Raw genomic sequence first — 25,716 nt, forward strand, 5'->3', positions numbered from 1 at the left:
CGTCCGTCCCACCGTCACCGGGGCCGGATGGTCACCCCACCGAACGCTCCCTCTTGTTGGACACGCAGTCAACTCCCTTATGGGGCAAGCGCCTCGCGACTCGCGCCGTCGCGAGAAGGGATTCCGACGCGACCGGCCCCGGACGGCGCGACGGCCCGGAGGGGCAGCGGCCTGGTGGCCGTCGCCCCTCCGGGCTCACGCGTTCCTCGGGACGGTCTCGTCCGGTCGGAGGGTCAGGTGCGGCCCTCGTCGGTCCGGCCGCGCCGCTCGGAGCGGTCGCCGGTCACGTCGGCGTCGTCGACCGTGTCGGCCTCGACGTCGATCCGCTCCTTACGGACCTGGCCGGTGACGGTCTCCTCGTCCACGACCTCGTCCGTCCGCAGGCTCACCCGCTCGACGGGGACGGCCCTGGTCTCGACGACGGCGCGCTCCTCGTGGAGGGTGACCTCGTGCTCGGCCTCGGAGATCTCGGGTCCGGTCATGGCCTGGTCCCGGTTAGCCTCGGTGATGGGCTCGCGCTCGACGCGGACTTCCTCGTGGCGCACCGGGATGGTCTGCTGGACCTCCTCGGTGACGACGTACTTGCGCAGCCTGATGCGGCCCGTCTCCACCTGTTCGGTGCCGACGTGCAGCTCCTCCTCGGAGCGGGTCATCGCGTCGTCGCCCGTGCGCGCCGTGCCGCGGTCGGCGAGGCCGCTCGTGTCGCTCAGGCCGCGGGCGCGATCGCCGCCGCCTCGCTGGGCGGTGCCCGCCGCGCCGTGCGCCCAACCGCCGTCACCGGGCTGGTTCGCCCGCTGCCAGGCGTCGTCCCATGCGATGCCGTAGTGCTCGTACAGGCGCCGTTCCTCCGTGACGGACAGATGACCGCCGCCGTCCACGTCGACGTGGGGGGCGTCCTTGATCCGTTCCTTGGGGTACGGGACCTCCAGGTGGTCGTCGACCATGGACGCGTCCTTGATCGGTACGAACGACTCGCTGGTGCCGAACAGCCCGGTCTTGACGGTGACCCATTCGGGGCGACCGGTGACGTCGTCGACGTAGATGTGCTTGGCATCGCCGATCTTCTTGCCCTGGGCGTCGTGGACCGGGTGGTCCACCACCGCGGGGATCTGTTCCTGGGCGATCATGATGGCCCTCCTGATTCTGTCGCGGTCACCGCGCGACTTACCACCCCAATGGGATGAAAACACGCATATCCAAAAGCATTTCGTTGATTCATAACCGGTTGAGCAGGCAACACCCGCCCCGGGGTCCGGATTGAGGTCCACGCGCGTCAACAGCCCCCCGGCAGGGCACGGAGCGAGGCCGGATCATAGGCTGCGACCATGCCCAGAACTGCACCTCACACCGCCTTCGACGCCCTCCTCTCCGGCAACAAGCGCTTCGTAGCGGGCGCGGTCGAGCATCCGAACCAGGACGCCGCCCGCCGCACCGAGCTGGCCCCCGGTCAGGACCCGTTCGCCGTCGTCCTCGGATGCTCCGACTCGCGACTGGCCGCCGAGATCATCTTCGACCAGGGCCTCGGGGACCTCTTCGTCGTACGTACCGCCGGCCACGTGGTCGGGTCCGAGGTCCTGGGGAGCGTCGAGTACGCCACCAGCGTGCTCGGCGCCCGGCTCGTCGTCGTCCTCGGACACGACTCCTGCGGGGCCGTCGCGGCCGCCCGCGCGGCGGTGGAGGACGGCTTCTCCGCCGGCGGCTTCGTCCGTGACGTCGTCGAGCGCGTCACCCCGAGCATCCTCGCCGCCCGGGCGGCCGGTCTGACCGGCGACAGCGACATCATCGACGAGCACATCCGGCACACGGTGGACCTGCTCCTCGACCGCTCCCGTCTGCTGTCGCAGCAGGTCGAGGCCGGGGAGGTCGCCGTGGTCGGTCTCGGCTACCAGCTCGCCGAGGGCAGCGCCCGCCTCGTGACCTCCCGTGGCGACATCACCGGAGCGGACGAGGAGAGCGACGCGCCCTCGCCCCGGTGACACCGGCGGCCACCGGAGCGACCCTCCCGACAGCAGGACATCCGCCGCGGCTCACCCGGGTGAGCCGCGGCGGGCTCACCCGCGCCTCCCGTCGGGCTGAACGGTGGAATCCGACGGGGAGATCCGGGGGCGACATCCGGGGCGCGTGCATATCACCGGGCTCCCTGGGGCACACGGCACCCCGGGACGCGTGTCCCCAGTTGGGAGCAAGGAGAACGCTGATGCTGATGGCCCACCCCACGGTGCTGCGGGACCTCGTCGAACGGTACGAGACGCTGCTGCGCGCCGAGGACGGTTCCGACCGCGCACGCCGGCGACTGGAAGACGTCACGTACACCCTGTGCGTGACCACCGGCACCCGCGACATCGACGCCGCGCTGGCCGCCGCCCGCCGTCAGCTGTCCCGCACGAGCGCCGAGAGCCGTTTCGTGCTGACCGGCTGATCGAAGCGCCCGCCGGACCATGAGCAGCACCCCTCTTCCCGTCCTCACCAGCCTGGACGATCTCACCCGGACGGTGGCCGATCGTCAGGACCTCTATGTGCGCTGGTCGCGTGGCCCCGATCCGGACCTCGAGAGCGCCTTCAGCGCCGACGACCTGACCGGCGTCCGCCTGCCGGGCCTGTCGGCGAGCGCGCTGGGGGTCGAGGACTGGTGGGGGCAGCGCCCGCCCGGCCTGTGGATCGCCCGACGCCTCTACGACTACTGCCACCTCCCCCGGCTGAAGGACCCGCGCACCCGGCCCTGGGTGCTGCGAGGCAGCGAGGTGGGCCGGGGCCCGGACAACGAGCCGCTCGTCGTGGACGTGGAGCCGCTCGCCTGGGTCGGTGACGACGTCATCACCGAAGCCGTCGACCTCGTGGAACGCCAACCCGGCCACTGGGGCCCGCTGGACCGCAGCGGCAGGCGCTGACGCCTCCGGGGCCCTCGCGGCCACACGCGCGGGCGGTGCTCGCCCGGCCCCCTCCGACGCCGGTCCCTTCCTGGCAGGACGGAGGGGGCTGTAAGCGCTTGCGGCCCTGGAGGTACGGTGGTCCCGCCCGGGGCGTAGGACAGAGCATCGACGGAGGACACGTGGCGGAGCAGGGTTTGTTCGCCCAGCAGCGGCGGACGCTGATCCTCGAGCACGTCCGCCGGAACGGTGCCGTGCGCGTCGCCGACCTGGTCGAGCGGCTCGGGGTGTCGGACATGACCATCCGCCGCGATCTCGAGGCACTCGCCCGTGAGGGCTCGATCGAGAAGGTCCACGGGGGTGCCGTCGCCGCGCCCACGACCTCGGAAGAGCCCGGGTTCGAGGCCAAGACCGAGCGGGAGTCGTCGGCGAAGGCGGCCATCGCCGAGGCCGCCGCCGCCATGGTCCGGCCGGGCGACGTGGTGGGGCTGTCGGCGGGCACGACCACGTACGCCGTCGCGCAGCGTCTGCTGGCCGTTCCCCGGCTGACCGTCGTCACCAACTCCCTCCCGATCGCGGGACTGCTCTCCAACACGTCCCGCGAGGGCGGCTCCGACGCCCCCGGGCTGTTGCTGGTCGGCGGCGCCCCGACCCGTTCGGCGGCGCTGGTCGGCCCGATCGCAGACGAGGCGATCAAGTCGCTCCACGTGGACCTGCTCTTCCTGGGCGCCCACGGCGTCTCGGCGGGCGCGGGACTGACCACGCCGAACCTCGCGGAGGGCCACACCAACCGGGCCCTGCTGGCGTCGTCCCGGCGCGCCGTCGTCGTCGCCGACCACAGCAAGTGGGGCGTCGTGGGGTTCAGCGGCTTCGCCGCCCTGGAGGAGGTCGACGGCTTCGTGACCGACGACCTCCTCCCGGACGAGGCCCGCACGGTCATCAAGGAGCGGGCGGGCCGGCTCGTCATCGCGGGCGGGCCGAAGAACGGGTGACCGTGACGGACCCCGGACGGCGAGCGGACGATCGCGGGAGCGACCGGCTCAGTCCGGGGCGGGCAGCCGGATCGGGGCGAGTTCGGCCGGGTCGACGACGCTACGGATGCCGGTGATCCGGCCTTCGGCGACGGTGAGGAACCGTCCGTCCGGCGCCGGGAAGTCGAGCTGCTTCTCCGGGCCGGGTCCCTCGGTGTGGAACGCCGGCGCCCGGTCCGCCCGGCCACCCGCTCCGTCGCGAGCGGGGGGGTGGCCGGGCGGTCCGGGTGTCTTCGGTGCGGGTGCCGAGCCTGGCTAGGGCGCGATCTCGAACTGCGGCGGCTGGAGGCCCGCGAGGCACCGGGTGTCCGGCGCGGCCGGGTCGGCGAAGAACGAGGTGGTGATCGTCTGCGCGCACCGTGAGTCGGCGAAGACGACGTGGGCCACGTAGGGGACCGTGACGGCGTGGGACCGGCTCAGCGTACGGGCCGCGTAGGCGCCGTTGCTGGGCGCGGTCTGGGCGTCGAAGCCGCCGGACAGGGCGAGGGTCGGGATGTCGCTGCGGGTCACGTCCCGGATCCAGGGCGGGGCCGGGGGGACGTCCCAGGCGCGGCAGTCGTCGTGGAGCCAGGCGAGCTGGGGCGCGTTGGCCAGCATCGAGCGGGGGAACGACGGGAAGGCCTCGCGTCCGCCTCGGATGATGTCGGCCCGGCTCTCGTAGGGGGTCCACTGGCTGCAGAAGATGCCGTAGACCAACCCGTGCGCGACCCGTCCGACGGCCTGCGGGCTGTACTTGCCGCCGGCGAGCTGCTCGGCGATCCGCCGCGGGTCGCCGTGGGCGAGTTCATCGATGGAGCGGGGTACTCCGGCCGCCACGTGGGTGGCCGAGGTCAGCCAGGTGACCAGGTTGCCCCCGTCCAGCACGACCTTCACCGGCTCCGGGTGGACCGGGACCGTGACGGTGGTGGTGATCGGGTGGGCCTCCAGCTCACTGACGAGGCGGAGGAAGGTCGCCTTCAGGTTCGGGTAGCGGGTGCCGCAGGCGGGCTGCTCCTCGCAGGCCTTGAACAGGCCGTCGAAACCCTCTCGTGCGGCCTTCCAGGTCACGGCCCCGCCGGCGATGGAGGGCGGCAGGACGCCGTCGATGCCGACGGAGCGGATGCCCTTCGGGTGCAGGCGCATGTAGTTGAGTGCCAGATGGGTGCCGTAGGAGATCCCGAAGACGTTCCACTTCCTGACGCCCAGCGTCCTGCGCAGGGCGTCGTAGTCGGCCGAGCTCTCGATGTCGTTGTAGGCGCTGCGGTCGGCGCCCTGGGCGTCCACGCGGTCGCGGCAGGCGCGGGTCGCCTCGACGTGCAGGCGCCCGGTGGACGGTGCGTTGGAGACCAGGCCGAGGGCGCGGGCGTTGAACCGGTCGATGTTCGGGCAGGTGAGTTCCGGGTCGGCCGAGTAGGTGCCGCGCTGGGACATGAAGATCACGTCGCGGTCGCGGTTCAGGTCGCCGGCGAGCGCCATCGGGATCTCGGAGACCGCGTCGTCGCCGGGACCGCCGGCGAGCCACACGATCGGGTCGGGCGCGGGGCGGGTGCTCTCCGCGGGCATGATCGCGACAGAGAGGGTGATCGTGCGGCCGCCGTGGCCCCAAGGTCCCGTGGAGGCCTTGGGGTTGGCGGTCTCCTTGGGTCCCTTGGGTCCCGTGGAGTTCTTGGGCCCGGTGTGCCGGGAGCGCTTCTCGGGCACGGTGAGGGTGCCGCAGCGGGCGCGCGCGAGCTCGGGGATCGGGTCCGCCGTCCTCGGGCAGGGCCCCGGTACGAAGCGGGCGTCGCCCACCGTACGGGCGACCGTGCCGATGGGGCCGTCGGTGCCGGACCCGGCGTGGGCGGGCATCGAGGCGAGGCCGACGACGAGGGCGCCTGCCGTGGCTGCGGCGAGCGTGGCCGGGAGCCGTCTCGCGGGGCACGGACGGGGGGTCGGGCGAGGGGACATCGTGCGTCCTCCGGGTCAGGGGATGAGGGTGAAGGGCTTGGGCACGACACCCGCCACGCAGCCGGTGTCGGGCGCGGTCGGCCGGGCCAGGAAGGAGAGCAGGACCGAGGCGGCGCAGGGCTCCTGGGGCACCACCCAGTGGGTGATCCCGGGGACCACCACGGCGGTCGAACGGGGCAGCGTGCGGCCTGCGTACGGTCCCCAGCTCGCGCCGGTCTTCGCGTCGAAGGTCCCGGAGACGATGAGCGCGGGCACGTCGCTGTGGGTCGCGATCCGCTGCACCGCGGTGCGGTCCGGGACGTTCCAGGCGCGGCACAGGTCGTGTTCGAAGGGCAGCTGCGGCGCGTGGGCGAGCACGGAGTCCGGCCAGCCCGGGAAGGCGCGCCGACCCGCCGTCAGCACGTCGCGCTTCGAGTGGCCCGGCACCCATTCGGCGCAGGCCACCGAGTGCGTCAGCCCGTGGGCGAACTCGCCGACGGCGGGCGTCGCGCCGGCGGCCTGGGCCCGCGCGAGGCGTTCCGGGTTGCCTGCGGCGAGTTCGTAGAGGGCGGCGGGGACGTCGGCGGACGGGACCGGTCGGCCGTCGGCGACCAGGAGGTTCACCAGCGTGCCCCCGTCGAGGACGACCTTGACCGGGGTTCCGCCACCGGGCGGCGGCACGGTCAGCGTCAGGGGGTTCGCCTCCAGCCGCCGGACCTGCTCCGTGAGCGTGCGGGAGAGGTCCGGGTAGCGGGCGTGGCACGCGGGCTGGGCCTCGCATGCCGCGAAGATGGCGTTGATCCCTTCCTGGGCGCTGTCCCAGGCCCACGGCAGGCTGACGATCTGGGGCGGCACGACCGAGTCGATCGCCAGGGAGCGGATGCCCTGGGGGTGCCGGCGCAGGTAGGTGAGGCCCAGGTCGGTGCCGTAGGAGTAGCCGTAGACGTTCCACCTCTTGATGCCGAGGGCGTTGCGCAGGGCGGCGAAGTCCGCGGCGTTCTCGGTGGTGTTGTAGGCGGTGAGGTCGATTCCCTCGGCCGTCAGACGGTCCCGGCACTCCTTCGCCGCGCGCACCAGTCCTCGTCCGGTGGACGGCGCGTCGTAGGGCAGGCCCACGGCGGTCGCGTTGAAGCGGTCGATCTCCGGGCAGGCGAGGTTCGGCCGCGAGTGGAGGGCGCCGCGCTGGGTCATGACGATCAGGTCGCGGTCCCGGTTCACGTGGGAGGCGATCAGGAAGGGGATGGCCCCGATCGCGTCGCCGCCGGGGCCGCCTTCCATGAACACGACCGGGTCCGCGGCGGCCTTCGCCGAGGTGGCCGGAATGATCACGACGGTCGTCCGGATGGTCCGGGTCTTCTTGCGGGTGCGGTTCTCGGGTACTTCCAGGTACCCGCACCGCCCGGGGATCGGCTCCGGCGTCTGCGGGCACGGGCCGGGCACGAACCGGGCCGGGTGTCCCGGCCCGGGCCCCTCGGGCGGGGGTGACAGGGCGCTGCTCGGGGTGGAGCCGAGTGCGCCGAGCACGGCCAGGCCGGCCGCGACGAGTGCCGTCCCGGTGCGCGCGCGGCGGGGGCGCCCCCGGCGGGGCAGGTGTCGCGCCGTCCGGCGTCGAAGGGTCCCGCCGGTCCGGCGGACGGGCGGTCTGCCGTCCGGACCGGTGATCTGTTCTGCCATGTGATTCCGTCTCTCGGATGTCCCCGGCCGCTCGGGCCGGGGCGCATGGGGGCGTGGCCACCCGCCGTGTGGTCAGGCGAGGTCGGCGTACGCCAGCCTGCGTCCGGGACGGGAGGCGCACCACTCAAGGACTCCACTCGGAGCACGGACGTGGACCCGGTCCCTGGCACGGGCCGCGACCGATCCGCGGTGCCGTCGCCCTCCCCGCGAGCCCTCGCGGCCACCGACCCGGACGCGCGCGGACGACGGCCAGGAAACTCTCGCCCCCACGGCCCTCCTGGTCGCCGGGCGCGGGCGTCAGTGCCCCGTCAGTGCTCGGCGCAGGCCCAGCCGGGCCAGTTCCGCCAGGGCCTCGGCGCGGTCGCGCACGCCGTGGGCTCCGTACGGCTCCACCGACGCCAGCGCACGGGCCGCGTCACGCAGGCTCAGTTCCAGGTCCGCCGAGAAGCAGTCGCCGACGCGGAAGGCGACCTCGCGGGCGTCGGGCCACAGGTCCGGCCCGGGATCGTCGGCCAGTGCGCGCCAGGCGCGTACCTCCTGCCATCCGCCGTCCCTCCGCACTCGGGCCACGTACGCGAACCCGGCGCCGTCGGCCTCCACCCTTCCGTCGGCCAGCAGCGTCCGGCCGCCCCACGGCTCGTGGTCGATGTGTCCCACCAGGCGGGCGCCGGGCGAGGGACGGCCCGCGCCGGGCAGGGGCAGTTCGACGGTGACGTCCAGGACCAGTGCGGCGCCGTCGGCCTCCCCGCGCAGCCGTTCCCGGAACCGGATGCCGCGCGGCGGGTCCTGCATCGCCGTGCACGCGGAGTCCTTCGGTACGCCGGAAGGGGCGGCCGTGTCGAGATAGTCCCGCGCGTCCCGGTAACCCATCGCCACCAGCGTGTCGGCGGAGATCCGGCCGGCCAGGAACTCCGGGTCGATCGGCAGCGGGAAGCGCGGTTTGATGACGTGCAGGACGAACGGCCGGTCCGCCGCGGCGGCCGCGTCCAGTTCGGCGAACAGCGCCCCGTTGGCGCTCATCTCGATCATGTGCACGTACTGTTCGAGCGGACCGTCGCCCCAGTACGGCGCGTTTCCGATGCACCACACGAGCCACACCTCGTCGGCGCCGCGGCGCAGCGCCTCCGTGACGTTCGCGTCCTTGATCCACACCGCGTCGGTCCAGACGCGTGGTCCGCGGCGCAGGGGCGGGACGAACAGCGGCAGCGACATGCCCGCCGCCATCAGCTCCAGGTCGATGCCCGTGTGCGGTACGGCCACGCACGTCTTGGTGACGAAGTCGGCGACGTTGAACGTGCCGGCCACCGGTGAGGAGCGGATCGCCCCCACGTCGATGCCGAGGGCGGGCAGGACCTCGCGGACCATCCCTTCGGCGTCGCCGAGAGCGGGCAGCGCCCAGGGGCCCGTGAGGTAGTCGGTGAGCGGCAGGAGCGAGCTGAAGTCCCGTACCCGCAGGGCGGACCAGCGACGGCCCATCTCCGCCGGATCCTGGCCCGAGAGCAGCATCCCCGCGGTCATGATCCCGCCCGAGGTGCCGTCGACGTGGTCGAAGGCGACGCCGTGCTCCCTCAGGGCGCGCACCACGCCGGTCTGCCAGGCGACGCGCATCCCCCCGCCCGCGAGCACCAGGGACCGTCTCATCCTCCGGCCCCCGCGGTCCGTGCCGCTCCGGCGCGGGACACGAGGCGTCGTCCCATCAGCCGGCAGAGCAGGGCCTTGGCGAGGTCGAAGAACGCGACGAGGGGGGCGAGCGGGCCGAAGAGGTCCCGGAGGACACCGACGCCCACCAGCGCGAAGGCGCCGAACTTCTGCGGCCCCGCCCAGAGCAGCAGGTACGGGGGCGGGGCGGGGGGCAGCAGCCCCTGGACCAGCAGTCCTCCCACGACGACCATGAACATGCCGACGGTGGCGAACAGATGCCTGCTGATCCCCGTCGAGTCCGCCGACAGCAGGTCGAGCACGGGCCCCGGTGCGAACAGCTGGCACACACCGGTCAGCACCGTCACCGCGCCGATGAGCACGGGCACGAGGCGCAGGGGGTCGTGCGTGACCCGGGCTGGCAGCACGCTCACCCGAGCGCCCCCAGCAGATCGCCCTTGGTGGCGACGTACCGGACGATCGCCGCCCAGGTGATCGTCGCGCCGAACAGGAAGTACAGCGCGTCGGCCAGCAGCAGCGTCTCCTTCACGACTCCACCTCGACGTCCAGGCGCGGCGGTTCCGGCCAGTCCTGCGACAGCCCGAGCCGCACGACGCTGTCCAGCGGATCGCCGTACGTCCGCCCCGGTTCCTCGCTCGTGAGGAACCAGCACTCGAAGTGGTCGTCGAGCACCCCCTGGGCCGACGCCAGGTAGACGGTGAACAGCGGATCATCGGCGATGTCCAGACCGTGCAGCCCGGCGACCCGGGGTGCGTCGCCCACGACGAGGCGCCCGCGGGCCCGCTTGCCGACGGCGATGTCGGCCGCGCCGTCGAGATAGACGCAGGACTTCATCAGCATCCCGCGGAACGCGCAGTAGTTGACCGCCCCCGCCCGGAGCGGCAGCGCGGTCGCCGGCGGGCGTTCGATCTCGAGGTACATCCCGAGCCTGCCGCCGACCTCGTACTGGCTCGACACCGCGGAGTCCGAGACCTTGAAGTCGAGGTTGGCCTGGTGTTTCGGCATCCCCCAGATGCCCTTGCCGCCCTTGACCGAGATCTCGCTGCTCACCGGCAGGTCGACGACGTACTGCCCGGTGCCGAAGGTGCCGCGCAGCAGTCCCGGCAGCAGGGGCGGAGCCGGCCGCGGCCCGTGCGTGCACGCGATCGCGATGGAGTACTCGATGTACCTGCCGATGTCCGTACGCAGGTAGTTGACGACCGTGACGACCAGCAGCCCCTTGCCGCCGGGCAGCGCCACGGGGTGCAGCTCGCCACCGGGCAGCATCCGGGCGGCGGCCTCGCGGTCGATGGTGAACCCGGCCATCAGGGCGGGCGTGTCGATCGAGTCGACGGGCAGCTCGAACGGGATGCCGTCGACCAGGGCGTGTCGTCCGGCGAGCCGACGCTGCCGGCGCGGCACGGGGGACGGCACGGCCGACAGTCCCAGCCGGGCAAGGTGCAGGATCCGGTTCATCGGGCGAGCTCCTCAAGGATCAGGGGGAACGTGTCGGTCGCCGCGCGGCGACCCAGGAACACGTCGAGGTGCCCGTAGCCGGGCAGCATGTGGAGGCTGTCGCGGCCGGGCCGGTGGGCGTTCAGGAAGTCGTACGTGCGCTGCTGGCTCTCGGCCAGGAAGCACCGGTTGTCCTCCCCGGCGAGGAGCACGATCCGCGCGTCGGTCCTCGGCGCCCGGTCGGCGTAGGACGGGGGCAGCCCCTCGATGCCCTCCGTCGACACCAGGTGTCCGGCCCGGACGCAGCGGTTCATCTGCCCGAAGAACGTCATCGGTACGTCGGCGAACTCACCGCGGATCCAGTCGTGCGTCGCCTCGTCGAGATTGGCGTGGGACCACAGGGCCGGCCACCCGCTGCCGTACGTGAAACTCACCATGCGGCACACGGTGTTCCGGCACTCCGGGTGCGTCGCGCGCACGAACCCCACCATCAGCCGGGAGAGCGGCCCGGCCGGCCGGTCTCCCCAGGCCGGCGAGATGGACGGCATCAGACGGCCGATGACCGGCGCGAGGCGGGCGAGCTTGAACACCGAGAGGCGCGGGACGACGGGGTGCAGCGACACCGCGTTGCTGACCACCGTCTCCACCTCGGGGAGCAGCCCGGCCGACAGGGCCATCATGAAGGACGTCGATCCCTGGCAGTGCACCACGGCTCTGAGCCGGTCCGTGCCCGTCGCCGCGAGGACGTGCGCCACCGCAGCCGGATGGTCGTACGCCGCCGCCTGGTCCAGCGTCCAGGGCACCGGATCGAGGTCGATCGACGCCCGCCAGTTCAGCAGCCACACGTCCCAGCCGTCGTCGATCAGGGCGTCGACGAGGGTGCGCCGCAGCGGCGGCCGGAAGAGTTCGGCCCGCACTCCGGCGCCGTGCACGACGAGGACCGGACCACGAGTGGGCGGGCGTCGGCCGCGCACCCGCACCAGCGTCAGCGGACGTCCGTCGAGTGCGGTCAGCGGCCGCACCTCGGTGACGTGGTCACGGCGGGTCGTCGGACGCGACGGCGCGCTCGGATCGGGTGTGCCGGCCATGGCGTTCACACTCCCCGGGAGATCACGACGGGCTCTTCGATCAGGCGCACGTGCGGCTTCCCCACGGGCACGGTCCGTTTCCCGCCGGACGGATCGTCACGGAGGTCCCAGTCGCGGCAGATCGTGGCGAGGACCAGGGGGAAGAGGGTGAGGTCACCGCCCGGCGCGATGTGCAGGCGGAGGAAACCCTTGTGGTCCTCGATGGACTGGCCGGACATCTGCCATTCCGCGACCTGGCCGCCCCTCGCGGACAGCACCCACAGCGCGAAGACGCCCGAGCCCACGGACGCGCCCAGGACGGCGGCGATGGCCAGGCACACGACGAGGACGACCCAGCCGTCCCAGGACACCGGGAAGGGAACCGCCACGGTGACCGCCAGCGCGGCCAGCGCGACCGCGCCCTGCGACAGCACGGCGACCGCCGGGCCCGACGGCGGTGCCACCTCGCGTCGCCGGAGCAGCCTGCCGAGGAACCCGAGCACGAGCAGCGCCCCGGCCGCGCCCAGGCACACGGCGCAGTAGCCCCAGACGTCGCCGGCACCGGCCCGGCGCACGGCGTCGACGGGCCGGGTCACTCCCTCCGCGAGGGCGAACAGGAAGCTCATGAGGAGGAAGAGGCCTGCGTGCAGAACGGCGGCCAGTTTGGCGAAGCCGACATTGCGCCACGGCAGCCAGCGCCCCGACCAGGGCACCGCGATGCCCCGGGCCAGGCGGCGGGACTGTCGGGCGTCGGGGTACGCCGTCTCCATCCGGGCGAAGTCCACGGGCGGCTCGTCCCGGTCGCGGAGCCGCGCCCCGCGCGGCGGCAACGACAGCACCGGAGGCAGCCGGTGGGTGGCCGCCAGATACGCGCCGCCGAGCCCGCAGGTCACCATCTGGCGCCGCCGCGGGTCCGGGGCGGGAGCGCGGGTGCCGGGCGGGTCGCCGGGCAGCCGCTCGGCGTACCGCGCGTAGTGGTGGCGGTCGCCGGTCAGCCACAGCCGGACCGCCGCGTCCGTCCGTACGCGTCTGCCCGTGACCGGGTCGAGCCGGGTGCGGATGAGGTTGCGGTCGAACCAGTGAAGGGCGTTGAAGGCGTCGGCGTGGCCACCCGCGCTCTTCAGCCACGTGGGCTCGGCCGAGCAGACGATCACCCCGTCACCGGCTTGCAGGTTCGCCGAGAGGTGCTTCTCGAAGTAGCGCAGCTGGGGATCGTCGAAGTACGAACCGAGCTGGCTGTCCAGGCCCACGAGCCACCAGCGTTCGGGCAGGCGCACACAGAAGTAGCTGCGGGTCTGCCGGGTCTGCCAGGCGCCGATCGGCCGCTGTTGCGTGAACATGCGCAGGAAGGCGGTGAGGCCGTCGTACCAGTCGTGGTTCCCCGGCAGCGCGACCATCAGCGGCGGGTCGGCCGCCTCGGGCAGGGCGGCGCGGTAGGGCCCCTTCATGCGGTCCTCGTAGCCCGTCGCCGAAGCCGTCGGATACACCTCGTCGCCGCCGAGGACCAGCAGGGAGCCACGGCTCAGCCGGAGCGGCGCGTCGCCGGCTCGTACGGCAGCGGCCCGTACGGCGCCGGGCCCCGCGTCACCGGCCCCCGCGTCGCCGGGGTCCAGGGAGTCGCCGGTGTCCAGGGAGTCGCCGTCGCCCGGGGAGTCGCCGTTGCCCGGGGAAGCGAGCGGAACCGAGAGTTCCTCCTCCGCGAGCGTGCACGCCACCGAGCTCGTCGCGTCGAAGCCGTCGCCGAGGTCGGCTACGTAGTCGATCCAGATCTCTCGCGCGTCCGGCTTCCCGAGCGGCGCCTCCAGAAGATCGGCGGGAAGCACCTCCTGGATCTCCCGCTTGTCCGAGTAGCCGGCGAAGACGGCCGCCAGCAGGGCCTTGACCGCTGTACGGGCCAGTTCACCGGGGGCCAGCCACCGCACCTGCTCCTGCGGGGTGAACCCGAGCTCCTCGGCGTGGCCGCGCAGTTCGCGTACCTTCACGGCCCCTCCCCGGCCGGGGCGAGGCGGGAGCCGTACACACTCCACAACTCGCCCAGGAAGAGACGGCCGAAGCCCTCCAGCGCCCGGGCGGGGTGGGGCCCCGAGGCACGGAACGTCGTCAGTTGCCGGACGAAGTCCCCGGCGAGGATCACGATGATGCCCGCGCCCAGGACCGCGCCGTCGGCGTCCCCGCCGGCCGGCACGTGTCCGGCGAGCATGCGGACGTACAGGGTCGACGTGTCGCTCCAGACGTCGACTCCGGGGTCGTCGTGCACCTCCTTGTGCCCGACGAGCGTCAGCGGATTCCCACCCGTGTCGCGCAGGTGCAGCCGGTACAGCATGCGGCGCCGGTCGGGGTCGCCGTCCCGGGTGAACAGGTTGAACCAGCCGTTCTCGACGGTCAGTCGCCCGCCGAGCACGTCGCACTCGACGTATCCCGTCGCTCGGGCCTGGTGGCCGGGGTCCGCGACGAACCGGTCGACGTCGTCCGCGGTGATCGTGAGACGGAACATCAGCCGCTGGTCCCGTGCCCGGCCGAGGTCCCGCCCCTCCTCGGGGTCGGTGACATCGAGCGCGACGTACCCCTTCATCTCCTCCGTGAACGAGAGGCTGGTGGGCCGTTCGCCGTCCGGCCCCGCGGCCCGGATGTCCGCGCCGGACGCGGCGGCCCGGGGCGCGAGACGCCCTTCGAGGATGCGGTGGCACGCGCGGTCGGCGAATGCCGCGATGGTGAGCGAGGGGTTCGCGCCGACGGGGCCCGGCAGGACGGCGCCGTCGAGCACGTACAGTCCCGGGTGCCCGAAGACCTCGCCGTGGGAGTCGCAGACGCCTTCGGCGGCGTGACGGCCCATCGGCGCGCCGCCGAGCGGGTGCACGGTGATCACGCGGCGCGTCCACCAGAGGGGGTTGTCGTGGTACGCGCCGCCCAGCGCGTGGGCCACATCCCCCATCGTCCGCCGCACCCGCTCGAAGTAGCGGCGCGAGGTCAGGGTGGTCCAGTCGATGTCGAGGTATCCCCGGCGCAGGCTCATTCGACCGTCGGGGAGGTCACGGCCCATGCCGAGCAGCGGCAGCGACGAGTCGGAGAAGACGCCCGGACCGAGCAGCAGCGCGAGCCGGGCGCTGATGTTGCTCCGCGGGTCGAACCCGAGCCGGGACCGCAGCCGATGGAGACCGAAGACCACGGCGCGGCGTACGCTTCCCGGCATCTGCGAGGTCTCGGCGAGCCAGTCCACGAAGGCCGGGTAGCCGGCGTCCTCGACGTAGTACCCGCGTCCGGTCGAGCCGTCCTCGTCGAGTTCGTCGCCGACGCGGATTGCGCTGGTGATCACCGGACCCGTGCTGCTCGCCAGCTTCCGCGGCCCGTCTCCCGCCGAGCCGCCGGTCGCCCCGACGATCAGGCCGAGCAGGTCGCCGTTGCCGCAGAAGCGGGTGCCGAGGGCCGGGCTGATGCCGCGCAGCGCGGAGCGGTTGCGCAGGAGCAGGTACGTCGATCCGAACGCCCCGGCCGCCAGGACCAGCCGCTTGCAGTGGATCGTGCGCAGCGGCAGGCGGCCGGTGGGGGTGCGGTGGCCTTCCCTGGCCGGGTCGTGGACGACGTAGCGGACCTCGTATCCGCCCCCGGGGCGGGGCGCGAAACCACGTACCTCGCAACGGGTGCGGATGTCGGCGCCGCGGTGGCGCGCGGCCGACAGGTAGGTGTGGTCGAGGGTGTTCTTGGCACCGAGGTTGCAGCCGACGTCGCATTCGCCGGTCAGCCGACAGGTCTCCCGGGGCAGTCCGTGGATGTTGCCGTACTCCGGCTCGGGCAGGGGCGCTCCGGGCACCGGCGCCTCGTCGGGGCCGGCGGCGAACGACACGGCGAGCGGCGGCCGGGACACGTGCAGGCCGAGCACGTCGGCGGCCTCCCGCAGCGCTTCCGTCTTGGGCGTGTCCTGGTAGGGGTACGGCGTGGCGCCGAGCATCTTCTCGACCTCGTCGTAGTGCGGATCGAGGTCGCGGCGGCTGATCGGCCAGTTCTCGTATCCGCCGCCGGGCAGCGGCGATTCATGGACGAACCACTTCTCGTCCTTGCGCAGCAGCACGTTGGCGTAGATCAGCGAGCCGCCGCCGAGGCCGCTGGAGACGACGCCCTCCAGTCCGCGGAACGACCAGAGGTCGAAGAGCCCGTGCAGGCCCTCGCTGGGGTCCCAGAAGTTCCGGGCCATTCCCGCGGGAGTCCGGGGAAAGCTCCCGGGAGGGTACGGTTTGCCGCGCTCCAGGACCACGACCGACAGACCACCGTCGGCGAGCCGGTACGCGGCGACCGAGCCGCCGAAGCCCGAACCGACCACGACGACGTCGACTTCGCCGTCCGATCCGGAATCGGTCACGCCGCCGGTGCCGCTCTCCGGTCCGGCGGGGAAGGGGGCTGCGTTCGTCATCGGCGATCCCTTACGGGTTGCTGTGAGCGTCCCGCCCTGGAACGACGCTAATGTCCCGCGCTCCGACGCACCACGTGGACGGCGCGTCCGAGGGAGGCCGCGGACGCACCGGGCCGTCCTGGGATCACGGCGGAGCACCCACTAGAGAAGTTGAACGAGCAGATAGGTGAGGGCGGCCAGGGCGCCGAGGCAGCCCAGGACGAACAAGGGGTTCGAGAGCGGGCGCTGCCGCCCGCGGACGCTGCCGCCCGCGGGGGCCTCCGGGGGATACGGCTCCAGCGACTCCTGGGGATACGGCTCCGAGGACCAGGGGTCCGGCGGTGGAGGGCCGAGTGGCCCGGACGGCGGACCCTCCGGGATCGGGCCGGCACCGGTGGCGCTGCCCCCGCCCCGCGTCGGGCCGCCCTGGAAGGGTTCGACGAGCGGGGTGACGGCCGGACCCCACCGGGGCGGGTCGCCCTCCCCCGACATCCGTTCGCGCAGCCCCTCGGCGGTGCGCCGCCAGGTGCGGAGCGCGACATCGGTGAACTCGACGGCCAGCAGCTCCTCATCGAGCCCGCCGGCCGCTCCGTCCGGCGGGACCTCGAACGTCGTGGCCGTTCCGGGCACGAGCGTCCGGCCGCCGACGGGACCGAGGGGAGCCTCGCCGATCAGCACGCGGAGGCGGCTGACGGGCTGACTGCTGCCGTTGTACACGACGACGTGACGGCCATCGGCGGCGACGTGACTCGAGATCCAGCTCGCCTGCCGGATCCGCTCCCTCTGCTCCGCCTGCTCCTCCTGCCGCCTGCGTGCCTGCGCGTCCCGCTCGTCGCGCGACCGCTGATCGCTCTCGGCCCGTCGCCCGTGGCGATAGCTGACGATCGCGGTCGTCACGGACACGAGCAGGCCGAGGATCGCGATCACACTCCCCATCATGGTTCCACCCTGCTGCCGACCGTCCCTCCTGTCGATCAGGGAGTAGGCCGAACGCCCTCACAGACGACAACAGCGGATAGCCCATTTGCGCTAATTTGCGGCCATATGGGGGCTGTTCTAGACTCGCAGACGGTGGAGCACCAGCGACTCGGCCGGTCGGGTGAAGTCGGGTGAAACGACCCTCGCGCCTCCCGAGATCCGGAGAGTCCCGGCTCCGCCGGGACGTCACCCGAAGTACGGAGCCCCGCCGGGCGTCTCATGCGACACCCCTCAAGGCCCGTCGGCGTGACGCCGACCCCCTCCCCCCACACCACGAGGAGCAGCCATGCGCATCCTCGCACGCCCGCTTTCGCACCGTCCGCCGCGCATCACCGCGCTCGCCGCGTCCGCCATCGCCGTGGTCGCTCTCAGCGCCCCCTCAGCGACATCCGCCTCAGCGGCACCCCCCGCACGCGAAGCCACCCCCGCCGTGGCCCCCCTCACGGCCGAGGCCCTCAAGAAGGCTCCCGCGCCGTTCCTGTTCCAGTACACGTTCAACAACCACCTGAAGATCGGTGGCGGCAACTTCACGGTCAACGGCCGCGTCTACCTCGTCGTCAAGCTCAACAACGGCAGGGTGATGTTCCAGAAGTGGGTGACAGCACGCACCCACTCCATCACCCCCGGCGGAACGATCTACGTCGAGACGTCCGTATCCTCACCGTGCTCCCCCAGCACGGGCAACAACGGCTACGCCCGCGCCTTCGACGACACGACCCAGAAGTGGTCACCCAGACTCCCCGTCCCCGTGTGCGTCCGCATCGACTGACCGAAGCCTCGCAGCGCGGCAGTCTCGGATCGAGGAACTGTTGTATGCACAGGAGACGTTCGTGGAGAGACGACCGCCGAGCCGGGCGCGTCATCCCAGGGCGAAGGGCCGGCTCGGGACGTCGTCGCCCGGTCGGGTCGACAAGCGCCAGGCTGTGTCCCCCTGCGGCGCGCCCCCTCCATGGCGTCTGGTCCGTGCCCCGAACACGCGGAGAGGGTGCCCGGCCGGGGCTCGTACCGGCCGGGCACCCTCGCCCACGTCCCGCCGCTTCACCTGACCAGGAACCGCACCGAACCGAAGTGATCGGGCGCCCACTGCCCCGGCTCGACGAACGTCACGATCGCACCGTCGTGGCAGTCCGTGCCCCGGTGCAGAACGGCGACGCGGTCGGTGTGGTTGGCCGGCCCGTGGGCTTCGCCCAGCAGCGTGTTGTAGCAGCGGCCGTCCTCGGGATCGTGGATCTCGAACACCTCGAACCATCCGTCCACGCGGTAGGCGAAACTTCCTCGCCCCGCGTGGGCGGGCGTCGCGAACGTGGTGCACAGGGCCGCGGCGGCGACGGCGACAGCCAGCGCCTTGCGGAGGTTCTTCATGTGGGTGCTCCCTCGGGTGATGTCCTGCGAGCGGCCAGTGTGTCCGGCCGGACACGCCGGCAGGAGCGCCGCCACCCGAATGGCTGTGGAGGAAACGATCCACCCTCACCCGTCGGAGCGATGCCTCGCTCCGCAGACGGCGGTGCGAAACCGGTCGCATGCCGTCGGCGAACCGTTTCCATACCTGCCGGTCCTAGCGTCTGGCGCAGCCGTGATGGCCGCCCACCACCACCCTGCGAGGAGATTCCGTGCTCGAAGGCTTCGGCGAAGCGCTCGCGGACCGGGAGTACTACCTGCCGCTGACCAGCGTGGCCGACCCCGGGCCGCGCTTCGCTCCCAGCGAGGTGCCGCCAGGTTTGCGCGGCGCCGCCCAAGGCATCTGGACGGCCTGGGGCAGTCCGCGGACCGGGCTCGCCGAGCAGGGCTGGAAGATCCACGTGTCGGCGCGGCTGGACCGGGCGCAGCACGTGCTCGACACGGTCGCCGGGATCTGCTTCTCGGAAGGCGTGCCGTTCAAGCACCTGAGCGCCCGGCTCTTCTTCCTGTTCCTCCATCACAAACACGCCGGCCGGGCCCAGTCGGGCAAGTTCTGCGCCGCGTATCCGCCGGACACGGCGACCGCCCGCCGGCTGCTGGAACGCCTGCGCGACGCGCTCGACGGGGAGGAGGGACCGTACATCCTCACCGACCGGCGCTATCGCGACTCGCGGACCGTCCACTACCGCTACGGCTCCTTCGGCGGCCGCACCCGGCTGCGGGCCGACGGCACCCTGGAGGGGCTGGTCCGCGACGGCTCCGGCCGCGAGGTCGTGGACCTGCGGCTGCCCGCCTTCCACCTGCCCGCGGGGATCGCGGACCCCTTCGTGGAGCAGGAGGAGCAGCCGCACGTGGGCCCGATCCTGATCCGCGACTACGAGGTGGTCCGCGCGGTGCGCCTGAGCAACGCCGGCGGCACGTACCAGGCGCGGGACCGGCGGACCGGCCGCACCGTCTTCGTCAAGGAGGCTCGCGCCCACAACGGCCTTGTCTTCGACGGGACCGACGCGCAGCGACGGCTGCGGCACGAGTACGGCGTGCTGCGCGAGCTGCACGAGGCCGTCCCGGGGGTGGGCCCGGAGCCGCTGGACCACTTCACGGAGTGGGAGCACGACTTCCTCGTCACCGAGTACGTCGCCGGGCAGCCGTTGGTGGGCTGGCTGAGCCGGTCCTCTCCGCTGGCCCGCGCCGACCGCACGGGCGAGTCCGTCGCCGCGTACTACGAGGCGTGCCGGCGCCTGCTGGCCGGCCTTGACGCCTCACTGGAGCGGCTGCACGCCGCCGGCTACCGGTTCGGTGACCTCAGTCTGGGCAATGTCATGGTCACGCCCTCGGGTGAGGTCCGGCTGGTGGACTTCGAGGCGGCCTCGGCGCTGTCCGCGGCACCCTCCGGGATGGGCACCCCGGGGTACACGCCGCCAGCCGGCCTGCTCCGGGCCGACTCCGATCCGCTGCTGCAGGACCGGTACGGCATGTCGGCGGTCGCGTTCGCCTTCCTGGCGCCGTTGAACGAGATCGCCGAACACGCGCCCGCCAACCTCGACCTGCTGCGCCGCGACCTGGCGGACGTGGCTCCGCCGCCGGACCTGTGGCAGCGGGCCACCGCCCACTACCTGACGGGGGGCCAGGCGTCGCGGAACCAGGACGATCCCGACCGTCTGCCCTCCCTCGGCCTGCCCTCCCCCACCGAGCTGGACACTGATCCGCGCGGCTGCCTCACCCGGCTCTCCGAGCAGGTGACCGCGGGGCTGCTGGAGATGGCCGACGCCGACCGGCCGGAGTGGGCCTTCCCGCCCTCGCCCGAGGCGTTCCGGACCAACAACGTGTGCCTGGCCTACGGCACGGCCGGGGTGGTGCACGCCCTGCACCGCGCCGGGGTTTCCGTGCCGGACGAGATACGGGAACGGCTGCGCCGCGACACTCTGGCGCAGCGCGACGCGCTGCCCCCCGGACTGCTCGTCGGCTCGGCCGGCATCGCCCGGGTACTGGCCGGCCTCGGTCTTCTGGACGAGGCCGTCGACCTGCTCCGCGACGCCGACGACCACGCGCTCCTCGCCTCCTGCGGCGCGCTGGCCGGCGGCCGGGCCGGGGTCGGCCTGAGCTGGCTCGCCCTGCACCGGCTGACCGGCGAGAGCGGCCACCTGGAGCGGGCCGCCGCGGCGGGAGAGCGCCTGCTGCGTACCCCCGACCTGCCGGCCACCCTCGGCGAGCACGACGCCCGCGGCCTGCTGCACGGCCGCTCGGGGGTCGCCCTCTTCCTCCACCGCCTGGCCCGCCACACGGACGATCCCCGCTATCGGAAGGCGGGCAGCGTACTGCTCCACCAGGAGCTGGACCGGACCTTTGCGCTGGACGACGGTTCCCTGTCCCTCTCCGACGACGCACGCCTCACCCGCGCGATGCCGTACCTGGCCACGGGCGCGGCCGGCGTCGCGGCGGTACTCACCCGATACGCCGCCACCGCACCGGACGAACGCTGCGCCGCCGCACTGCCGAGGCTGGTGGCCGGCATCCGGGTCTCCCGCGCCACGAAGGAGGCGGGCCTGTACCGGGGACTGGCCGGGCTGAGCTGGTTCCTGACCGAGCACGCCGAGCTCACCGGCACGGACGCCGCCCGCGGGGACGCCGTGCGTGCGGCGACCGGCTTGCTGAAGTACGCCGTCCCGTACCGGCGCGGTGTCCGCTTCCTCGGAGCGGGTTCACAGCGGTTCACCGCCGACCTGTCCAGTGGCGGAGCCGGCGTCCTGCTGGCCCTCCACCGTCTGCTGGCCGGACCGCTCCTGACGGAGCCCCACCCCGCGCGCCCCCGGATCCCCGCGGCCCACTGAGGGCACCGGGCGGGGCGCCCCCTGAACGCCTGGGCACGGCGGCGGACAACTCCGTGCCGAGGTACGCGGTTACCGAGTGATACAACCCCGAGAAGAAGACGGAGAGCATCCATGACCCAGATCCTCGCGCTCCAGGCCCTGGACACCGAGCCGGAGGCCTACTCCCTGCCCCCCTGCTTCAGCGTCGCCTGGAGCATCAGCGACATCTTCCCCGAGCCGATGTAACCAGCCCGTACCCGGGAGGGGCGGGACCGGTGGACCTACCACCGGCCCCGGCCCGGCTCGTTCGCCCGTCGGCCGCATGGCCGGGTGGTACTTCGGCGGGCAGAATGGACGTGAGAGCCCTGTCCGCCGCCGATGGCGCACGCGGCTGTCGTTCGTGCGCGGGAGAGGGCGCCGGGTGTCACGTAATCCACCGGGGGAAGAGCAGGGCCCCGGGCCTCTCTGGTCGGAGCCGGGAACGCTGCTGGAGCACGTGGCCGTCGCCGTGCTGGGGATGGACGACGAGGACCGGATCTGCTACTGGGGGCCCGGTGCGCGGCGACTCTTCGGATACGAGGCAGCGGACGTCCTGACCGAGCCCGCCGCCACCCTCTTCCCCGCCGCCCCGACAGACGGGACCAGCGCGGCACAGCGACTGGCGGAACGAGGCCGCAGCCTCGGCTACTGGCGGGTACGGATGCCTGCCCTGCACCAGGACGGCACGGTCTTCGACTGCGGGTTCCGGGTCTTCCCGGTCACGGACCACACGGGCCGCTCCGTCATCGTCGGTCTGGCCAGCAGGGGCGACGAACTCGACCGCGTGAAGACCAATCTCGCCTTTCTGGACGCGCTTTTCGAGACGTGCCCGATCGGTCTCGTCATGCTCGACGAAGACCTGCGCTTCGTGCACCTCAACCAGGCTCTCGCCGACATGGACGGGGCCTCGATCGCGGACCACATCGGGCGCCGCGTGGACGACTTCATGATCACGTCCGACGAGGGCGCCTACCAGCGCATGCTGCGCGCCGTCGCCGACGAGGGGCGGCCCGTCGTGAGCGCGCTGGTCGTTCTTCGCACACCGGGGCGTCCCGACCGGGACCAGGTGCGGTCGGTGAGCTTCTTCCCCCTGAGCCAGGCCGGCGATACGCGGCCGGGGCTGGGCGGCCTCCTCGTGGACGTCACCGACCGCGAACAGGCCCTCGTGGAGGCGGCGGCCGGACGGCAGCGGCTGGCCATGCTGGACCGGGCCACGGCCCGCATCGGCACCACGCTGGACGTGGACGTCACCGCCCGTGAGCTGGTCGAAGCGGCTGTGCCCGAGTTCGCCGACGCCTCCGTCGTGGAGATCGTGGAGTGGATGGACGAGCCCGAGGTGTTCGACCCGGACCAGCCCCTGGTCACGCGCCGGATCGCATCCGGCACGTCTCTGCCGCCCCCCGCTCCCGAACTCGTCGGCGGAGTGGAGCACGTGACGTACCCCCCGGGCTCCACGATCCACGAGATGGTGACGACGGGCCTGCCCGTCCGCGTCCCCGTGGACGAGGCGTTCACGACACGGACGGTCGTCCATCGGGCCCGCAGCAGGCTGCTGCTCGACAGCGGCCTGACCAACCTCCTCATCGCTCCCCTCATCGCCCGGGGCACGGTCCAGGGAATCACCATGTTCGGCCGCTCCGCCGCCCGCCCGGCCTTCACCGAGCAGGACCTCGGCCTGGCCGGTGAACTCGCCTCGCGCGCAGCCCTGTGCCTGGACAACGCCCGCCTCTACAGCCAGGTCCAGGAGATCGCGCTGACCCTCCAACGTGCGCTGCTGCCCACCGCCCTGGCGACCAGCCCCGCTCTGCGCATCGCCCACCGCTACCTTCCCGCCAGCCACCTCACGGAGGTGGGGGGTGACTGGTACGACGTCATCGACCTGCCGGGCGGCCGGGTCGCTCTCGTGGTCGGCGACGTCATGGGACACGGCGTACCGGCGGCCGCGGCCATGGGGAGGCTGCGGATCACCACCAAGGCCCTGGCGCGCCAGAACCTCGAACCCGACGACCTCCTCACGGAGCTCGACGCCTGCGCGCTGGAGGCGGGCATCGAGTTCGCCACCTGCCTCTACATCAGCTACGACCCCGGCACGGGCCGAGCCCGCATCGCGAACGCCGGCCACCCCCCGCCTCTCGTGCGCGAGCCGAACGGCACGGTGAGGGTCCTCGACCATGTCTCGGGGGTGCCCCTCGGTGTCGGCGGCTTCCGCTTCGACACACGGGAGATCGAACTCCGGGAGGGCGACACCCTGGCCCTCTACACCGACGGCCTCATCGAGGCACGCGGCAAGGACATCGACGTGGGCATCGGCACGCTCTGCGAACAACTGGCCGTCGCTGAGGGCACGTTGGAGGAGACGGCGGACGACATCATCGCGCACCTGCTGCCGGCCACCCCCACTGACGACACCGTGCTCGTCCTCGCCCAGATCAGCCCGGCGAAGGGCCCGTAAGGGTCCTCGGTCATGTCCAGGCGGGTTCTCCTGTTCCGCTCGACGTCGGTGGAGACGGCGCGTTCGGTGTTCTGGTCCGTACGGGCAATCGACCGGCAGGCCGAAGCAGGCAGCCGGGACGAGGAGGGGCGGCCGGTTCCGGGAGCCCTGCCGGACTTCGTGGTGCTGGTCGATCCCGCTCAGCCCGGCCCCCTCCTCCCGCTGCCTACCCTCGCGCCTGCTCGGCCACGATGGCGTCGTCGGCGATCCGGCGCAGGGCCCGAGCCGGGCTTCCCGCGTCGGTCATGGCTCCACCGATGGTCCGCTTGGTGCTGTCGCCCACCACAGCCCACGAGGTCTTGCCCACAGGAGGCAGGACCGACGTCGGCAGCTCGCGCAGGAACTCGTGGAGGTCCCGGTACTTGTCGTCCGCCTCCATCTGGTGGGTGACCGACACGGTCACCGGCAGCAGGTTGTTGCGTGCCGCGAACTCCCGTACGTTCTCGTCGCTGAAGAGGAAATTGAGGAACGTCCCGGTTTCCTCCCGGTGCCCGTTGCGCTTGAACGCCATGATCCAGTCGACCATCGCGGGCGCGGAGCGGGCCTCGCCGCTCCGCCCGGGCACAGGCACCTTGCCGACCTTGATTCCGGCGTCCCGCGCGAGCTGGAGCAGGGAGGGATGCCCGTTGACCATCCCCACCTCGCCGCGCACGAACGCCGCGTACGCGTCCTTGCGGTTGAGGCGCTCGGGCGGGACGGGCCCCGTGAGCCCGGCCTTCACCAGGTTCTCCTTCACCCAGTTCAGGCTGCTGATGTTCGTCTGTGAGTCGATCTCGTACGAGCCGTTGATCGCGGTGTAGCCACCGCCGCCTCCGAGCATCCAGGCCATCGCCTCGATCTGTGCCTCTTCGGGGCCCAGCGGCACCGCCACGGGGTACGTGACTTCGGCGCGGCTCTTCAACCGCTCCGCCGCGGTCCTCAGTTCGTCCCACGTGGCCGGGGGCTTGTCTATGCCCGCCCGGGCGAACGCCTTCTCGTTGTAGAAGAGGAGCCTCGTCGAGGCCGTGAACGGCATCCCGTACTGCGTCTGCTCATGCTCTCCGGCCTCGGCGAGCGGTGGGAGGAAGTTCGCTTCCACGGGGATCGAGAGGAGGTTCTTGACGGGATAGAGTTCGCCCCGCTCGGCGAACTCGGCGTACGAGCCGATCTGCGCCATGTCGGGAGCCCTGCCGTCCTTGACCATGTCCGCCACCTGACGGTCGATGGTGTCCCAGGACACGATCTCCACCTCGACGTCGATGCCGGGATGAGCGGACTCGAAGGCGGCGACGAGGTCCGCCCAGTACCGCTCGGTGCTGTCGGAGCGGTCTCCGGCCACCTCGTAGTCGGCGGCCACCAACCGCAGGGTGACGTCACCCCCTCCGGAGGTGTCCGCGCAGCCTGGCGATGACACGCAGAGCACGAGAGCGGCAGCGGTGGCGGTCAGGGCATGGCGGTGCTTGGGCACGGGTTCTCCCTTTTGCTGTGCGCCACAGAAGGGCCCGCCCCCTGCCGGTCCTTCGGGTGCAGGGCAGGGAGCGGGCACGTGACGAGATCTTCGACGGAGCCGGCGGTGAGGCCGGAGACGACTCGCGCTCGATGAGCGCGAAGGGCACGACGGGCACGATGCCGTCAGGCCCGGTGGATCACCCGATGGTCCAGCGCTGGAGCGCCGATCCGCTGCTGGGCTGCTGGGTGACGAGGGCGTTGTTGCCGGTGGAGGCGGTGGTGATGACCAGGCCGCTCTTGACGGAGGTCAGCGTGTGGCCGCCGCCGGTGGCCGCGGTGACGTTCCACCGCTGGTTCGTGGTCCCGGTGCACGTCCACTGGATGATGGCCGCGCCGGCCGACATGGACCCGGCGTTGACGTCGGCACAGAGTCCGGTGGCGACGTTGGCCACGGTGTAGGAGCCGTCGGACTGTGCCGTGAAGTTCCACTTCTGACTGTTGGAGCCGGTCAGGGCCGTCGTGGTGAGCTGGGTGCCGTTGCTCGCACCGGTGGG

20 protein-coding genes are annotated in these 25,716 nt (G+C 72.5%); 7 read left to right on the forward strand and 13 right to left on the reverse strand.

The features are described 5' to 3' along the window. Window positions 1-233: 233 nt before the first annotated feature. The gene (locus AMK29_RS22490; RefSeq protein WP_073815725.1) at window positions 234-1,127 is read right to left on the reverse strand and encodes a DUF2382 domain-containing protein; all 894 of its coding nucleotides are present in this window, start codon (window positions 1,125-1,127) and stop codon (window positions 234-236) included. Between the two features lie 198 nt (window positions 1,128-1,325). On the opposite strand from AMK29_RS22490, the gene AMK29_RS22495 reads away from it, so the two are divergent. The 4 genes from AMK29_RS22495 to AMK29_RS22510 all read left to right on the forward strand — a co-directional run bounded on the left by AMK29_RS22495 (window position 1,326) and on the right by AMK29_RS22510 (window position 3,859). Then, complete coding sequence (locus tag AMK29_RS22495) at window positions 1,326-1,976, forward strand: carbonic anhydrase (protein WP_073815727.1); 651 nt, start codon at window positions 1,326-1,328, stop codon at window positions 1,974-1,976. Between the two features lie 221 nt (window positions 1,977-2,197). After that, entirely contained in the window at window positions 2,198-2,419 is a 222-nt protein-coding gene (locus AMK29_RS22500) for a DUF5133 domain-containing protein (RefSeq protein ID WP_073815729.1), read from the forward strand. 19 nt (window positions 2,420-2,438) lie between these two features. Further along, window positions 2,439-2,888, forward strand: coding sequence for a DUF6098 family protein (locus tag AMK29_RS22505; RefSeq protein ID WP_073815732.1), 450 nt, complete (start codon window positions 2,439-2,441; stop codon window positions 2,886-2,888). Between the two features lie 161 nt (window positions 2,889-3,049). Beyond that, window positions 3,050-3,859, forward strand: a complete 810-nt coding sequence (locus AMK29_RS22510) for a DeoR/GlpR family DNA-binding transcription regulator (protein ID WP_073815735.1) — start codon at window positions 3,050-3,052, stop codon at window positions 3,857-3,859. A 294-nt stretch (window positions 3,860-4,153) separates the two neighbouring features. Here AMK29_RS22510 and AMK29_RS22515 read toward each other — a convergent pair whose 3' ends face one another. The 9 genes from AMK29_RS22515 to AMK29_RS22555 all read right to left on the reverse strand — a co-directional run bounded on the left by AMK29_RS22515 (window position 4,154) and on the right by AMK29_RS22555 (window position 16,960). Further along, the gene (locus tag AMK29_RS22515) at window positions 4,154-5,824 is read right to left on the reverse strand and encodes an alpha/beta fold hydrolase (protein ID WP_073815737.1); all 1,671 of its coding nucleotides are present in this window, start codon (window positions 5,822-5,824) and stop codon (window positions 4,154-4,156) included. Between the two features lie 15 nt (window positions 5,825-5,839). Beyond that, window positions 5,840-7,477, reverse strand: a complete 1,638-nt coding sequence (locus AMK29_RS22520; protein WP_241845628.1) for an alpha/beta hydrolase — start codon at window positions 7,475-7,477, stop codon at window positions 5,840-5,842. Window positions 7,478-7,774: 297 nt separating this feature from the next. Next, window positions 7,775-9,118, reverse strand: a complete 1,344-nt coding sequence (locus tag AMK29_RS22525) for a patatin-like phospholipase family protein (protein ID WP_073815740.1) — start codon at window positions 9,116-9,118, stop codon at window positions 7,775-7,777. Next, the gene (locus AMK29_RS22530; RefSeq protein WP_079197047.1) at window positions 9,115-9,549 is read right to left on the reverse strand and encodes a hypothetical protein; all 435 of its coding nucleotides are present in this window, start codon (window positions 9,547-9,549) and stop codon (window positions 9,115-9,117) included. The genes AMK29_RS22525 and AMK29_RS22530 overlap by 4 nt, the downstream gene beginning before the upstream one ends. A 112-nt stretch (window positions 9,550-9,661) precedes the next feature. Continuing rightward, entirely contained in the window at window positions 9,662-10,591 is a 930-nt protein-coding gene (locus AMK29_RS22535; protein ID WP_073815743.1) for an acetoacetate decarboxylase family protein, read from the reverse strand. Further along, window positions 10,588-11,658, reverse strand: a complete 1,071-nt coding sequence (locus tag AMK29_RS22540) for an esterase/lipase family protein (protein WP_198942306.1) — start codon at window positions 11,656-11,658, stop codon at window positions 10,588-10,590. The genes AMK29_RS22535 and AMK29_RS22540 overlap by 4 nt, the downstream gene beginning before the upstream one ends. Before the next feature lie 5 nt (window positions 11,659-11,663). Further along, window positions 11,664-13,619 (reverse strand): metallophosphoesterase family protein, encoded by a 1,956-nt coding sequence (locus AMK29_RS22545; RefSeq protein WP_073815746.1) that lies wholly within the window; start codon window positions 13,617-13,619, stop codon window positions 11,664-11,666. Beyond that, window positions 13,616-16,042, reverse strand: a complete 2,427-nt coding sequence (locus tag AMK29_RS22550; RefSeq protein ID WP_079197048.1) for a GMC oxidoreductase — start codon at window positions 16,040-16,042, stop codon at window positions 13,616-13,618. Before AMK29_RS22550 ends, AMK29_RS22545 begins: the two co-directional genes overlap by 4 nt. Window positions 16,043-16,183: 141 nt before the next feature. After that, window positions 16,184-16,960 (reverse strand): hypothetical protein, encoded by a 777-nt coding sequence (locus AMK29_RS22555; RefSeq protein ID WP_073815748.1) that lies wholly within the window; start codon window positions 16,958-16,960, stop codon window positions 16,184-16,186. A gap of 325 nt (window positions 16,961-17,285) precedes the next feature. Between AMK29_RS22555 and AMK29_RS22560 the strand changes: the two genes are divergently transcribed. Further along, window positions 17,286-17,768, forward strand: coding sequence for a hypothetical protein (locus tag AMK29_RS22560; RefSeq protein ID WP_073815751.1), 483 nt, complete (start codon window positions 17,286-17,288; stop codon window positions 17,766-17,768). 269 nt (window positions 17,769-18,037) lie between these two features. Here AMK29_RS22560 and AMK29_RS22565 read toward each other — a convergent pair whose 3' ends face one another. After that, complete coding sequence (locus tag AMK29_RS22565) at window positions 18,038-18,361, reverse strand: hypothetical protein (protein WP_073815753.1); 324 nt, start codon at window positions 18,359-18,361, stop codon at window positions 18,038-18,040. A gap of 248 nt (window positions 18,362-18,609) precedes the next feature. Here AMK29_RS22565 and lanKC point away from each other — a divergent pair, with 248 nt between their 5' ends. Next, a complete protein-coding gene (lanKC, locus tag AMK29_RS22570; protein WP_073815755.1) occupies window positions 18,610-21,225 on the forward strand; it encodes a class III lanthionine synthetase LanKC in 2,616 nt (871 codons plus the stop codon). 400 nt (window positions 21,226-21,625) lie between these two features. Beyond that, complete coding sequence (locus AMK29_RS22575; RefSeq protein ID WP_073815759.1) at window positions 21,626-23,695, forward strand: SpoIIE family protein phosphatase; 2,070 nt, start codon at window positions 21,626-21,628, stop codon at window positions 23,693-23,695. A 205-nt stretch (window positions 23,696-23,900) separates the two neighbouring features. On the opposite strand, the gene AMK29_RS22580 is transcribed toward AMK29_RS22575, so the two are convergent. After that, complete coding sequence (locus AMK29_RS22580; protein WP_073815761.1) at window positions 23,901-25,181, reverse strand: extracellular solute-binding protein; 1,281 nt, start codon at window positions 25,179-25,181, stop codon at window positions 23,901-23,903. A 178-nt stretch (window positions 25,182-25,359) separates the two neighbouring features. Further along, a partial coding sequence (locus AMK29_RS22585; RefSeq protein ID WP_143202940.1) for an RICIN domain-containing protein occupies window positions 25,360-25,716 on the reverse strand: 357 nt, incomplete at its 5' end.

Source organism: Streptomyces sp. CB02261 (assembly GCF_001905665.1).
In the GTDB taxonomy this organism is placed as follows: domain Bacteria; phylum Actinomycetota; class Actinomycetes; order Streptomycetales; family Streptomycetaceae; genus Streptomyces.